Here is a 12,992-nt window from a genome sequence, read left to right as displayed (position 1 = left end):
TCACTTGCGGTTCCATCGAACACAAGATGGGTATCCACGCCAACGCCACCTGCGTGATGAATTATGATGGCGCCACCGGGTACATGCTAGGCGAGGAGATGAAGGGCCTGGCTGCCATGTTCATCATGATGAACGCGGCGCGGCTGGGCGTGGGCATCCAGGGTCTGGCGCAGGCCGATGCCGCCTATCAGAACGCAGTGGATTACGCCAAGGGCCGCCTGCAGGGCCGCAGCCTGACCGGTGCGAAGAACCCCGAAGGCAAGGCCGATCCGATCATCGTCCACCCCGATGTGCGCCGCATGTTGATGGACGCGCGCAGCTATACCGAAGGCATGCGGGCGCTGATGCTGTGGGGCGCCATCCGGGTTGATCTGTCGCGCAAGGCCACCGACGCCGCCGAACGCGAGATGGCCGACGATCTGATCAGCCTGCTCACGCCGGTGATCAAGGGTTATGGCACCGATCGCGGCTATGAAGTCGCCACCAATTGCCAGCAGGTGCTGGGCGGCCACGGCTATATCGCCGAATGGGGCATGGATCAGTTCGTGCGCGATGCGCGGATTGCCATGATCTATGAAGGCACCAACGGCATCCAGGCGCTCGATCTGGTCGGCCGCAAGCTGGGTTCCAAGGGCGGGCGCGGCACGCAGGCGTGGCTGGGTCTCGTGGCCGGTGATATCGCGGCAGCGAGCGACGAACGGCTGTCCTTCATCGCGCAGCCGCTGGCCCGCGCGCTTGGCGATGTGCAGGCCGGGGTGATTTGGCTGCTGCAGAACGGTATGGCCAATCCCGACAACGCCGGGGCAGGCGCCACCGCGTTCATGCGGATGATGGGCCATGTCGCGCTCGGCCATATGTGGCTGAAGATGGCCGGCGCGTCGCTGGCGGCGCTGGATGGCGGCACCGCCGATCCCGATTTCTTCAACGCCAAACTCACCACCGCTCGTTTCTTTGCGGCCCGCGTGCTGCCCGAAACCGCGAGTCTGAAAGCCCAATTGGAAGCCGGCGCCGATACCGTGATGGCGCTGCCCGCCGAGATGTTCTGAGAGGAATGACGATGACCGAAGCCTATATCTACGACGCCGTTCGCACCCCGCGCGGCAAGGGCCGCAAGGACGGCAAGCTGCACGAGATCACGCCGATCCAGCTGGCCACACAGGTGCTGCAGGCCGTGCGCGATCGCACCGGCATCAACACCGCCGATGTGGACGATGTGGTGCTGGGCTGCGTCTCCCCGGTTGGTGAGCAGGGCAGCGACATTGCGCGCGTCGCCGTGCTCAACGCCGATTATGCCGAAACCACGGCCGGCGTGCAGATCAACCGGTTCTGCGCTTCCGGCCTGGAAGCCACCAACATGGCGGCCGCCAAGGTGATGTCCGGCGAAGCCATGTTCGCCATCGGTGGCGGCGTGGAAAGCATGAGCCGCGTGCCGATGGGCAGCGACGGCGCCGCCTGGGCGATGGACCCGGCCGTGGCCTACAAGACCTATTTCGCCCCGCAGGGCATTGGCGCCGATCTGATCGCCACCAAATATGGCTTCAGCCGCCATGATGTGGATGCCTATGCGATGGAATCGCAGCGCCGCGCCGCCCAAGCCTGGAGCGAAGGCCGCTTCAAGAACAGCATCGTGCCGGTGCGCGACGTGATCGGCGAGATCGTGCTTGCCCATGATGAGCATATGCGACCGCAGACCGACATGCAGTCGCTGGGCAGCCTCGCCCCCGCCTTCCAGGCGATGGGCGAGCAGATGCCGGGCTTCGATGCGATCGCCCTGATGCGCTACCCGGAAATCGAGAAGATCGACCACGTACACCACGGTGGCAACTCGTCCGGCATCGTTGACGGCGCCTCGGCCATTCTGGTTGGCAACAAGGCGATGGGTGAGAAATATGGCCTGAAGCCGCGCGCCCGCATCCGCGCCATGGCCTCGATCGGTTCGGAACCGATGATCATGCTCACCGGGCCTGAGTTTGTGGCCAACAAGGTGCTGCAACGTGCCGGCATGACCAAAGACGATATCGACCTGTTCGAACTGAACGAGGCGTTTGCGTCCGTCGTGCTGCGCTTCATGCAGGCGCTGAACATCCCGCACGACAAGATCAACGTGAACGGCGGCGCCATCGCCATGGGCCACCCGCTCGGCGCCACCGGCGCGATGATCCTGGGCACCGTTCTGGACGAGCTGGAGCGCACCGGCAAGGGCACCGCGCTGGTCAACCTGTGCGTCGGCGCCGGCATGGGCACCGGGACCATCATCGAACGGATCTGAGCGCACACGTCACCCCGGCGAACGCCGGGGCCCATCGCCCGAACGCTGCACCAGCGCGACTTTGGGGAGATGGATCCCAGCTTTCGCCGGGATGACGATGAGAAAAGGAAATAACGATATGACCACCGCCATCCACACCGAACTCGATGCCGACGGCATCCTCCTCCTCACCATCGACGTGCCCGGCCAGTCGATGAACGTCATCACGCCGGAAGTGCAGGCTGATCTGGCCGCCGCGATTGTGCGACTGAAGACCGACGACGCCGTGAAGGGCGCCGTGCTCACCAGCGGCAAGGCCAGCGGCTTCATGGCCGGGGCAGACCTAAAGGGCATGGGCGCGCTGTTCGGCGGCGGCGGAACTCCCGAAGGCAAATCCAAGATGGCCGCACTGTTCGACGGCGTGTTCGGCCTCAACAAGCTGCTGCGCGATCTGGAAACCTGCGGCAAGCCGGTGGCGGCGGCCGTGAATGGCCTGGCGCTGGGCGGCGGTCTCGAATTCATCCTCGCCTGCCACTACCGGGTGATCGCCGACAATCCCAAGATCACGCTCGGCCTGCCGGAAATCATGGTCGGCCTGTTCCCCGGCGCCGGTGGCACCCAGCGCCTGCCGCGCCTGATGGGCATCCAGCCGGCGCTGATGTACCTGCTGCAGGGCAAGAACATGAGCCCGCAGGAAGCGCTGGGCTTTGGCGTGGCGCAGGCCGTGGTGCCCGCCGATCAGATCATCGCCACTGCCAAGGCGTGGGTGAAGGCCAACCCCAATGGCGGCGTGCAGCCGTGGGATACCAAGAATTTCAAGATGCCCGGTGGTCCGGCCACCGCGCTCAACCCCAATTTCGCGCAGATCTTCGTCGGCGGCACCGCCATGACGCACGTGAATGCCGGCGACAACATGAACGCGCCCAAGGCGATCCTGAGCGCTGTTTATGAAGGCACCCAGGTGCCGATGGACTCTGCCATCCGCATTGAATCCAAATATTTCGCCAAGGTCGTCGCCGACCCGCAGGCCGGCAACATGATCCGCAGCCTGTTTGTTTCCAAGCAGGCCGCCGAAAAGGGCGCGCGTCGTCCCAAGGGCATTGCGCCCATGCCGACGAAGAAGATCGGCATGCTCGGCGCCGGCCTGATGGGCGCGGGCGTTGCCATGGTGACGGCGCAGGCCGGCATCGAAGTGGTGCTGCTCGATCGCGACTTGGCGGCGGCGGAAAAGGGCAAGCAATACACCGCCGACCGCCTCGCCAAGAAGCGCATGGACCCCGCCAAGGCACAGATCATCCTCGACCGGATCAAGCCGACTTCGGATTACGCCGATCTGGCCGGCTGCGACCTGATCATTGAAGCGGTGTTCGAAACCCGCGAGATCAAGGCCGATGTCACCAAGGCCACCGAAGCCGTAGTCGGCCACGATGTGATCTTCGGCTCCAACACATCCACGCTGCCGATCACCGGCCTCGCCAAGGCGTGGAGCAAGCCGGCCAATTTCATCGGCATCCACTTCTTCTCGCCGGTCGAAAAAATGCCGCTGGTCGAAATCATCGTTGGCAAGGAAACCGGCCCGGAAGCCATCGCCAAGGCGCTGGATTATGTCGCCGCGATCCGCAAGACACCGATCGTGGTGAACGACAGCCGCGGTTTCTACACCTCGCGCTGCTTCGGCACCTATGTGCAGGAAGGCCTGTCCCTGTTGGGCGAAGGCACCACCCCGGCACTGATCGAGAATATCGGCAAGCAGATGGGCATGCCGGTCGGACCGCTGGCGGTAAACGACGAAGTCGGCCTCGATCTCAGCTACAAGGTCGGTCAGCAGACCAAGGCCGATCTGGGCGATGCCTACAAGCCGGGCCCGGCCGATGGCGTCATCACTAAGATGCACGAACTTGGCCGCCAGGGCCGCAAGAATGCCAAGGGATTCTATGTGTATCCGGAAGGCGGCAAGAAATATCTGTGGCCGGAACTGGTGGAAACCGTGGCTGGCGGCCTCGCGGCGGATCAGCCCACCGCTGCTGACGTGAAGGAACGGCTGCTCTATCGCCAGCTTGTCGAATGCGCGCGCTGCTTTGCTGAAGGCGTGCTGGAAACCCCGCAGGACGGCGACCTGGGCGCCATCTTCGGCTGGGGCTTTGCACCCTTCACTGGCGGTCCGTTCAGCCACATGGATACCGTCGGCATTGCCAACGTCGTCGCCACGCTGGACCGGCTGGCGCAAGCCCATGGTGAACGCTTCGCGCCGCCGCAGCTTCTGCGCGACATGGCGGCGCGCGGTGACAGCTTCTACGCCATGGCGGCGAAGAAGGCGGCCTGAAACTCCTGCTCCCCTCTCTCGTCGCAGGGAGGTGGGCGGACGGGCTTGCGCCCGCTCCGCTGGCGCGGCAGGCTGAATCGAAATCAGGGGTGCCGCAATGCCAGACGTGAACGACGCTTTCAGCCTGCCGAACGGCCAGCATTTCCGCAACCGCATCGCGAAGGCGGCGATGACGGAAGGGCTGGCGTTTCGTGATGGCCTGCCCAACGCGGCCCATGAAACGCTGTATCGGCGCTGGGCCGATGGCGGTTGCGGGCTGCTGATCACGGGCAATGTGCAGATTGATCGCGGCCATCTGGAACGGCCGGGCAATGTAATTGTTGATGGCCCGCTTTCTGCCGAAGGTAAGGTGGCCTGGGCGCGCTGGGCTGCGGCGGCCACTGCTGGCAACACCCAGGCCTGGGTGCAGATCAGCCACGCCGGCCGCCAGACGCAGAAGAACGTCAATCCGCATCCCCGCGCTCCCTCGGCGGTGCCGCTGGCGCTGCCGGGCGGGCAGTTCGGCATGCCGCATCCGCTTACCGGCATTGAAATCCAGGATCTGATCGCGCGCTGGGCCAACGCCGCAATTGTCTCGCGTGAAGCCGGCTTCACCGGCGTGCAGATCCATGCCGCGCACGGTTATCTGATCAGCCAGTTCCTCTCCCCACTCGCCAACCTGCGCCGCGATGAATGGGGCGGCAGCCTCGAAAACCGGGCGCGTCTGCTCACTGAGACGGTGAAGGCCGTGCGCGCGGCGGTGGGCAATGATTTCACCGTGTCGGTGAAGCTGAACAGTGCCGATTTCCAAAAGGGCGGCTTTGCCTTCGATGAATGCCTTACTGTCGCGGGCTGGCTGGCCGATCTGGGCGTCGATTGCCTGGAATTGTCGGGCGGCACCTACGAACAGCCGGCGATGATGGACATGGATGGCCTCGCCCCGCGCGAAGAGCCGAAGCAGCAATCCACCCGCCAGCGCGAAGCCTATTTCGTGCAGCTGGCCAAGGCCCTGATGGCGGCCAAGACGCCGCCGCTGATGGTCACCGGCGGGTTCCGCAGCCTGACGGCGATGGACGATGCGCTGGCCAGCGGCATCGCCTTTGTTGGCGTCGGACGGCCGCTGTGCGCCGATCCCACCTGTGTTGCCGAACTGCTCGAAGGCCATATCGAGGAGCTGCCGCGCGACGAGGAACGGCTGGCGATCGGCCCCTGGTGGCTCAGCCCGAAATCGCCGTTCAAGCTGGTGCGGACCATGAATGGCTTTGCCGCGCAGGCCTGGTATTATCAGCAACTGCGCCGTGTGGCGGCCGGCGGCACCGCCGAAAAGCTCAACCCGTTCAAGGCCTTTCTTGCCGAAGACAAGGAAAACAAGGCCCGGCTTTGAAACGGCTCGCGTTCCTTGTTGCCGGCCTGGTGCTTGCCCTTGGATGGGCCGGCTGGCTCGGCGCGATCCGCGATCCGGTGGTGGTGCGCTATCGCGTCGAACTGGCCGGACTGCAACGGCCTTTGCGGATGGTGCATCTTTCCGATCTGCACGGCAGCAATTGGGATATGCCGCAGGTGCGGCTGAACCGCATCATGGATCAGGTGAATGCGCTGCACCCCGATCTGGTGGTGGTCACCGGCGATTTCCACGCCAGCAAGATCTGGGACCCGCCGATGCGGATGGACGATGCGGTGCGGCCGCTCACCCGGCTGAAAGCCCCGCTCGGCGTGTGGAGCGTGCCGGGCAATCACGACGATCCTTACTGGATCCGCTGGGTGATGCGCCGCTTCGGCCTCAAGCTGCTGGCGGGCGATCTGGTTGATGTTGGCCCGATCCAGATCGTTGGCAGCGATGATCTGATCCTGGGCCGGCGGCCGGTGCAGGGCCTGTGGGCCGCCGCTGCCCGTGCTCGGCCTGGCAAGCCGCTGATTGCGCTGGTGCATGAACCGCGCTTGTGGACGATGCTGCCCGCCAACGTGGACCTGCTGCTGGCCGGGCACACGCATGGCGGCCAGATCCAGGTCTTTGGCTGGCCGCGATTTGAAAAACTTGACGCAAAATATATCCGCGGCTTGTTCCGCAATGCCGCCGGCCAGCAGATGATCGTGTCTGCCGGCGTCGGCACCTCCATTGTGCCCGTTCGCTTGGGCACACATGGCGAGATCGTGGTGATGGAGCTTCAGCCGCCGGGAAGAAATTCCGGCACCGACAGATAACGCTCACCAGTGTCGTAATTGAAGCCCACGATGCGCGCGCCGGGCATTTCCTTCAGCTTCAGCGCAATGGCGGCCAGCGTTGCACCCGAAGAGATGCCCACCAGCATGCCTTCCTCGGCGGCCGAGCGCAGCGCCCAGGCCTTGGCGTCGCCAGCATCGACCTGGATCACGCCATCGAGCAGCGACACATCGAGATTCTTCGGGATGAAGCCGGCACCGATGCCCTGGATCGGGTGCGGGCTGGGCGAGCCACCGGAAATCACCGGAGAGGCCGCCGGTTCCACCGCAAACACCTTAAGCTTGGGCCAGCGGGCCTTCAGCACCTGCGCAACGCCAGTGATGTGCCCGCCGGTGCCAACGCCGGTGATGATCGCATCGGGCGGGCTGTCGGCGAAATCGGCGTGGATTTCTTCCGATGTCGTCCGCACATGCACATCGATGTTGGCCGGGTTTTCGAACTGCTGCGGCATCCAGCTGTTCGGCGTCGTGCTCACGATCTCCAGCGCGCGGGCAATGGCGCCGTTCATGCCCTTTTCGCGCGGCGTCAGATCAAAACTGGCGCCATAGGCCAGCATCAGCCGCCGCCGCTCGATCGACATGCTTTCCGGCATGACCAGGATCAGCTTGTAGCCCTTCACGGCCGCCACCATGGCCAGACCAATGCCGGTGTTGCCACTGGTCGGCTCGACGATGATGCCGCCGGGTTTCAGCGTGCCATCGGCTTCGGCGGCCTCGATCATGGCCAGCGCGATGCGATCCTTGATCGATCCGCCGGGGTTGGTGCGTTCGGACTTGATCCAAACTTCGGCGTTCGGGAACAATTTGCCCATCCGCACATGCGGCGTGCGGCCAATGGTTTCGAGGATGTTGTTGGCCTTCATCACGGCACCTTCCGGTTGTTTGCGTGTGTTTTAGACCTGCAAACGCTGCGCGCCAACGGCGGAAAATCTTGGGGTGCGTTCAGGCCGGCTTTTGCTGGTCGAAGCGATCGGCGTTGCGCAATTGCGGGAAGCGCCAGGCCCACAGCACGGTAACGATGATGGCGCCCACGCCGCCAATCACCACGCCCGGCACTGCGCCGACATAGCGGGCGGCCAGGCCTGATTCGAGTTCGCCCAGTTCGTTGCTGGCCGAAATGAACAGGCCGGATACGCTCGATACACGCCCGCGCATGTCGTCGGGCGTGTGCAGCTGGATCAGGCTGCCGCGCACGAAGACGCTGATCGCATCGGCCGCGCCCAGCACCGCCAGCGCGGCGAGGCTGAGCGGGTAGGAGGTGGACAGGCCGAAGACGATTGTGGCCAGCCCGAAAAGCGCCACCGAACCGAACATCACCGGGCCAACATGGCGCCTGAGCGGCCGGCTGGCCAGCAGCACCGCCATCACCACCGCGCCTGCCGACGGCGCGGCACGCAATGGCCCCAGCCCTTCGACACCGACATGCAGCACGTCGCGGGCATAGACCGGCAGCATCGCGGTCGCCCCGCCCAGCAGAACGGCAAACAGATCAAGGCTGATCGCGCCCAGCAGCACCTTGTTGTGGCGGACATAGGCGACGCCTTCCACCAGCGACCGCCACGGTGTCAGGACTGACGGTGCCGGGCGCGGCACTGGCCGAATGATCATCAGGCAGATGAAGGTGAGCGCGAACAATATGGCGGCCACCACATAGGGCGTGGCCGGCGACACCGCATAGAGAAAGGCGCCCAGCGGCGGGCCCAGCACGGCGCCGGTCTGCCAACTGATGCTGTTGAGCGCGATCGCCTGCGGCAGCAGTTCGCGCGGCACCAGGTTGGGGGCGAGTGCGGCCATCGACGGCCCCTGGAAGGCGCGGCCCACGCCAAGCAGGGCGGCGACCACGAACAACGCCAGCATCGGCATGTCACCGGCGAGCGCCAACCAGCCGAGGACGCCGGCACAGCCCACTTCCAGCGCCACGGCGGCGCGGGCGATATAACGCCGGTCCACCCGATCGGCGATCACGCCGACCACAAGCGCCAGGCAGAACAAGGGCAGGAACTGCGCCAGCCCGATCATGCCGAGCAGGAAGGCCGCATCGTCCCGGCTCATGCTCTCGCGGGCGATATCGTACACCTGCCAGCCGATGACGACGACCATCATCATGCCTGCGACGGTGGCGAAAAAGCGCGCGACCCAGAAGGCACGATAATCGCGGATCAGCAGCGGGGCGGGAATGGACGGCACATTTCTTCCATAGAAAGCGCCTGCGCTGACGGCAATGCTGCATTCAGAAAGTCGTGCTATCAGGCGAATCAGGGGGTTTCGGATTCGCCGATAGACCCGCCAAGGTTACGTGCGAAGCAATGCCCAGTTTTCGTCAATTGCCTGGCTATGTGATGGCGGTCGTCCTGTGCGGCGTCGGCATGATCCAGATGGTGCTGGCCTGGACCGGCTGGACCCTTGGGCTGGGCTGGCAATGGGGGCTGGTGGCGATCATCCTGTCGCTGGTGGCGCGCTTCAACGGCTATATCCTGGTGGGCACCTTCTTTCTGGCGCAGGAATATCTGCACTGGCCAATGCCGCAGTGCCTGGCGCTGACCGCAGTGGGGCTGTTGTTCCTCACGCCGCGCATCTTCGGCGAGGTGATGAGCGCCCTGACGGGCAAGAACATCAAGCCTCTTTGAGCGATACGAAACTGTCGAGCACGCGTTTGCGCCCTGCGGCCGGGAAATCGATTTCCAGCTTGTTGCCGTCAACGTGGAACACGGTGCCTTCGCCGAACTTGGCGTGAAACACGCGTGCGCCCTTGCGGAATGACGGGCTGGGGCTGAGCGCGACGGCGCTGACTCGTGCCTCGCGCGGTGCCGCACTGCGCGGGCCGAAATCGCGTTCTGACCGGTTGGCAAAGCTGCCGCCCCCTTGTGCCGCCCTGTCCCACCCCGGCCCGCGACCGGTGCCGCGGCTGATGTGGGCGAACGGATCGCCGCCTTCCAGCGCCGCGCGCCACAGGCTGGGCCCGCCCGACATGGTCGATCGCGCCACGACATGATCGGCCGGCAGTTCCGCGATGAAGCGGCTGGGCAGGGCGGCCGTCCACTGGCCATACACCTGGCGGTTGGCGGCGTTGATGATGTGGGCGCGCTTGCGGGCTCGGGTGATGCCCACATAGGCCAGCCGCCGTTCTTCCTCCAGCGAGGCTGTGCCGCCTTCGTCCATTGATCGCTGGCTGGGAAACACGCCTTCTTCCCAGCCGGGCAGGAAGACATGATCAAACTCCAGGCCCTTGGCGGCGTGCAGCGTCATGATGGTGATCTTCTCATCATCATTGGCCGCCTCATTGTCCATCACCAGCGCGACATGTTCCAGGAAGGCGGTCAGGCTGGGATAATCGCCCATCGCCCGCACCAGTTCCTTTAGATTCTCGATGCGGCCATCCGCGTCGGTGGATTTGTCGGCCTGCCACATGGCGACATAGCCCGATTCCTCCAGCACCACTTCGGCCAGTTCGGCATGGCCCATGGTGCCGGCCATGTCGCGCCAGCGGGCGAGATCGGTGCAGAACGCCTTCACCGCGCGCCGGGCGGCGGGGGTGAGGTCGTCACTGTCCACCAGCGCGGCGGCGGCGCGCGGCAGCGGCAGGTTCATTGCACGGGCGGCGGCATGCATGGTCGCCATCGCCTTGTCGCCCAGGCCGCGTTTCGGCACGTTGATGATGCGTTCAAACGCCAGCGCATCGGCAGGCGAATGCACCAGCCGCAGATAGGCCAGCGCGTCCCGAACTTCGGCGCGCTCATAAAAGCGGAACCCGCCGACGATGCGATAGGGCAGGCCGATGGCAATGAAGCGGTCTTCAAACAGGCGCGTCTGGAACTGGGCGCGCACCAAGATCGCCATGTCGTTCAACGAAACGCCCTCGCGCGCCAACCGCTCGGCCTCGTCGCCCACCAGCCGGGCTTCCTCCGGCCCGTCCCACACGCTCGTCACTTCCACGCGCTCACCGCTGGTGTGGGCGGTGAACAGCGCCTTGCCCAGCCGGCCGCGGTTGTGCGCGATCAGCGTGTTGGCAGCAGCGAGGATGTGCGGCGTGGAACGGTAATTCTGTTCCAGCCGGATCATCTTGGCGCCGGGAAAATCCGCTTCGAAGCGCAGGATATTGGCCACTTCAGCGCCGCGCCAGCTGTAGATCGACTGATCATCATCGCCGACGCAGGCCAGGTTGCGCGCCGGCCCCACCAGCGATTTCAGCCATTGATACTGGGCGCTGTTGGTGTCCTGATATTCATCCACCATCACATATTTGAAACGGCGCTGATAATCGGCCTGCACATCGGGGTGCTGGCGGAAAATGGTCAGCATGTGCAGCAACAAGTCGCCGAAATCGCAGGCGTTGAGCGCCTTCAGCCGTTCCTGGTAACGCGCATACATGGCAGCACCACCGCCGTGCGCGCCATCGGCATAGGCGAAACTCTCGCCGCCCGGCACATCGGCGGGGAGCTGCCCCTTGTTCTTCCATCGGTCGATCAGGCCGGCGAGTTGCTTGGGCGGCCAGCGTTTGTCGTCGATGCCGGCTTCGGCCACCACCTGCTTCAGCAGCCGCAACTGATCATCGGTGTCGAGAATGATGAACTGCGGGTTCAGCCCCACCAGTTCGGCATGGCGACGCAGCATCTTGGCGGAAAGCGCGTGGAAGGTGCCGAGCCACGGCAGGCCTTCGGCCATCGGCCCCAGCAGAAGTTCTGTGCGGTGGCGCATCTCGCGCGCCGCCTTGTTGGTGAAGGTGACGGCCAGCACTTCGGACGGCCAGGCCAGGCGATTGAACAAGATGTGCGCCAACCGGGCGGTGAGGGCTTTCGTCTTGCCGGTGCCGGCGCCGGCCAGGATCAGCACCGGGCCTTCGGTCGTCGTCACCGCCTCGCGCTGCGGCGGATTCAGCCCGGCCAGCCACGGCGGCTCACGGGTCGCAGAATCATGGGCCACGGGCAGGGTCATATGTGAACAAGTAAGGAACAACGTCGCCGCTGCCAAGCCGCAAACCTCCCCCTGACTCAAAGCGCCGCGGCTGCCGCCGTTCCTCCCCTTGTGGGCTGATCGACAAGGATGAACGATGACCGCGATGCTGAAGCCGCCGGTGCAGATGGTCCGCGATCTGGGCTGGCGGCAGGTGCTGGGGCTGGATCAGGCCGACGATGGATTCTGGGCCGAAGTGCGCGGGCAGCAGTTAAGCCAGCTCAACCGCAATGTGCCGTTCAATATCGGCCTGCTGACCATCAACCTCGTCACCGTGCTGGCCGCCTTTGGCGATGTGGTAGCCTTTTCGGCGCTGGCACCCTGGCTGGGCGGCATTGGCGGGCTTGCCGTCTTCTGGACGCTGCGGGCGATCCGGTTGCGGCCTGGCCCCGGCACCCCACAGGCCAGCCGATCACTCTACTGGCGCGTCACGGCGGAAATCGCCGCGCTCGCGCTGTTCTGGGCCGGGCTGCTGCAGGCGCTGGCACCGGCGCTGCCAGCCGATAGCCAGGCGGTGCTCATGCTGTTTTCGCTGATTTTTCTTGGCGCTGTTACCAATTGCGCCGCCACGATGCCGGTGGCGGTGCTGCTGGTATGCGTGGCGATTGCCGTTGGCATGGTGCGGGCCCTGCCGGATGGGGCGCCGCTGGATCATCCGCTGATGCTGCTCGGGCTGGCCAGCTTCGTGGCGATCAAGCTGCGCTCCGCACTGGTCACCACCTATCACACCATGGCCCGCCTGAAGAGCGAGGCCGACCTGTCCGAGCAGGGCGAGGTGGTGCGGTTGCTGCTCAACGAGTATGAGTCGAACGGATCGGATTGGCTGCTGGAACTGGATGGGCGCGGCTGCCTTACCCATGTCACCACGCGCTTTGCCGATGTCGCGCGCCGCCGCCGGGCCGATATGCTGGGCCAGCCGCTGCTGGCGCTGCTCGATCCGGTGCAGGGCGGGGCCACCACGGCAGCGCTGGCCCATGCCTTGCGTGAACGGGAGGCGTTCCGCGATCTGGTGGTGCCGGTGCCGCTGGGCCGCGACCTGCGGTGGTGGGCGCTTTCAGGGACGCCCAAACAGGATGTGGCGGGCAATTTCACTGGATTTCGCGGTGTGGGCCGCGATGTGACCGAGGTGCGGCGCAGCCAGGAACGCATCGCGCAACTGGCGCGCTTCGATCCGCTCACCGGGTTGGCCAACCGCAGCCTGTTCCGCGAATCGCTGGATGATCTGGTCGAAAATGCTGCCCTGTCGGGCCGGCCGGCGGCGCTGCTGTTTGT

Annotated in this window: 10 protein-coding genes; 7 read left to right on the top strand and 3 right to left on the bottom strand. The window is 65.1% G+C overall.

What is annotated here, in order from left to right:
* The 5 genes from RT662_RS05990 to RT662_RS05970 form a co-directional block, all read left to right on the top strand.
* On the top strand, window positions 1-1,046 hold a 1,046-nt coding region (locus RT662_RS05990), incomplete at its 5' end, for an acyl-CoA dehydrogenase C-terminal domain-containing protein (protein ID WP_313669795.1).
* Between the two features lie 11 nt (window positions 1,047-1,057).
* On the top strand, window positions 1,058-2,269 hold the full coding sequence (locus RT662_RS05985; protein ID WP_313669794.1) for an acetyl-CoA C-acetyltransferase: 1,212 nt from the start codon (window positions 1,058-1,060) through the stop codon (window positions 2,267-2,269).
* A gap of 118 nt (window positions 2,270-2,387) precedes the next feature.
* Window positions 2,388-4,571 carry a 3-hydroxyacyl-CoA dehydrogenase NAD-binding domain-containing protein gene (locus tag RT662_RS05980; protein WP_313669793.1) on the top strand — a complete coding sequence of 728 codons (2,184 nt, stop codon included), beginning with the start codon at window positions 2,388-2,390 and terminating at the stop codon, window positions 4,569-4,571.
* A 97-nt stretch (window positions 4,572-4,668) separates the two neighbouring features.
* On the top strand, window positions 4,669-5,934 hold the full coding sequence (locus RT662_RS05975) for an NADH:flavin oxidoreductase/NADH oxidase family protein (RefSeq protein ID WP_313669792.1): 1,266 nt from the start codon (window positions 4,669-4,671) through the stop codon (window positions 5,932-5,934).
* Window positions 5,931-6,752 (top strand): metallophosphoesterase, encoded by an 822-nt coding sequence (locus RT662_RS05970; RefSeq protein ID WP_313669791.1) that lies wholly within the window; start codon window positions 5,931-5,933, stop codon window positions 6,750-6,752. Before RT662_RS05975 ends, RT662_RS05970 begins: the two co-directional genes overlap by 4 nt.
* On the opposite strand, the gene cysK is transcribed toward RT662_RS05970, so the two are convergent.
* Both cysK and RT662_RS05960 read right to left on the bottom strand, forming a co-directional pair.
* The gene (cysK, locus tag RT662_RS05965; RefSeq protein ID WP_313669790.1) at window positions 6,716-7,633 is read right to left on the bottom strand and encodes a cysteine synthase A; all 918 of its coding nucleotides are present in this window, start codon (window positions 7,631-7,633) and stop codon (window positions 6,716-6,718) included. The genes RT662_RS05970 and cysK overlap by 37 nt on opposite strands.
* A gap of 79 nt (window positions 7,634-7,712) precedes the next feature.
* Window positions 7,713-8,957, bottom strand: a complete 1,245-nt coding sequence (locus RT662_RS05960) for an MFS transporter (RefSeq protein WP_313669789.1) — start codon at window positions 8,955-8,957, stop codon at window positions 7,713-7,715.
* Window positions 8,958-9,076: 119 nt separating this feature from the next.
* On the opposite strand from RT662_RS05960, the gene RT662_RS05955 reads away from it, so the two are divergent.
* Complete coding sequence (locus RT662_RS05955) at window positions 9,077-9,397, top strand: hypothetical protein (protein WP_313669788.1); 321 nt, start codon at window positions 9,077-9,079, stop codon at window positions 9,395-9,397.
* Here RT662_RS05955 and RT662_RS05950 read toward each other — a convergent pair.
* The gene (locus tag RT662_RS05950) at window positions 9,384-11,702 is read right to left on the bottom strand and encodes a UvrD-helicase domain-containing protein (protein ID WP_313669787.1); all 2,319 of its coding nucleotides are present in this window, start codon (window positions 11,700-11,702) and stop codon (window positions 9,384-9,386) included. The genes RT662_RS05955 and RT662_RS05950 overlap by 14 nt on opposite strands.
* Window positions 11,703-11,817: 115 nt before the next feature.
* Between RT662_RS05950 and RT662_RS05945 the strand changes: the two genes are divergently transcribed.
* On the top strand, window positions 11,818-12,992 hold a 1,175-nt coding region (locus tag RT662_RS05945; protein WP_313669786.1), incomplete at its 3' end, for a PAS domain-containing protein.

The organism is Sandarakinorhabdus sp. (assembly GCF_032115815.1).
Classification (GTDB): domain Bacteria; phylum Pseudomonadota; class Alphaproteobacteria; order Sphingomonadales; family Sphingomonadaceae; genus Sandarakinorhabdus.
The sequence above is the reverse complement of the archived record's forward strand: the minus strand, read 5'-3'. Positions and strand labels throughout refer to the sequence as shown.

Coding starts and splice junctions, on each gene's coding strand:
- RT662_RS05985 (WP_313669794.1), top strand. CDS start 1,058: ATGACCGAAGCCTATATCTACGACGCCGTTCGCACCCCGCGCGGCAAG.
- RT662_RS05980 (WP_313669793.1), top strand. CDS start 2,388: ATGACCACCGCCATCCACACCGAACTCGATGCCGACGGCATCCTCCTC.
- RT662_RS05975 (WP_313669792.1), top strand. CDS start 4,669: ATGCCAGACGTGAACGACGCTTTCAGCCTGCCGAACGGCCAGCATTTC.
- cysK (WP_313669790.1), bottom strand. CDS start 7,633: ATGAAGGCCAACAACATCCTCGAAACCATTGGCCGCACGCCGCATGTG.
- RT662_RS05955 (WP_313669788.1), top strand. CDS start 9,077: ATGCCCAGTTTTCGTCAATTGCCTGGCTATGTGATGGCGGTCGTCCTG.
- RT662_RS05950 (WP_313669787.1), bottom strand. CDS start 11,702: ATGACCCTGCCCGTGGCCCATGATTCTGCGACCCGTGAGCCGCCGTGG.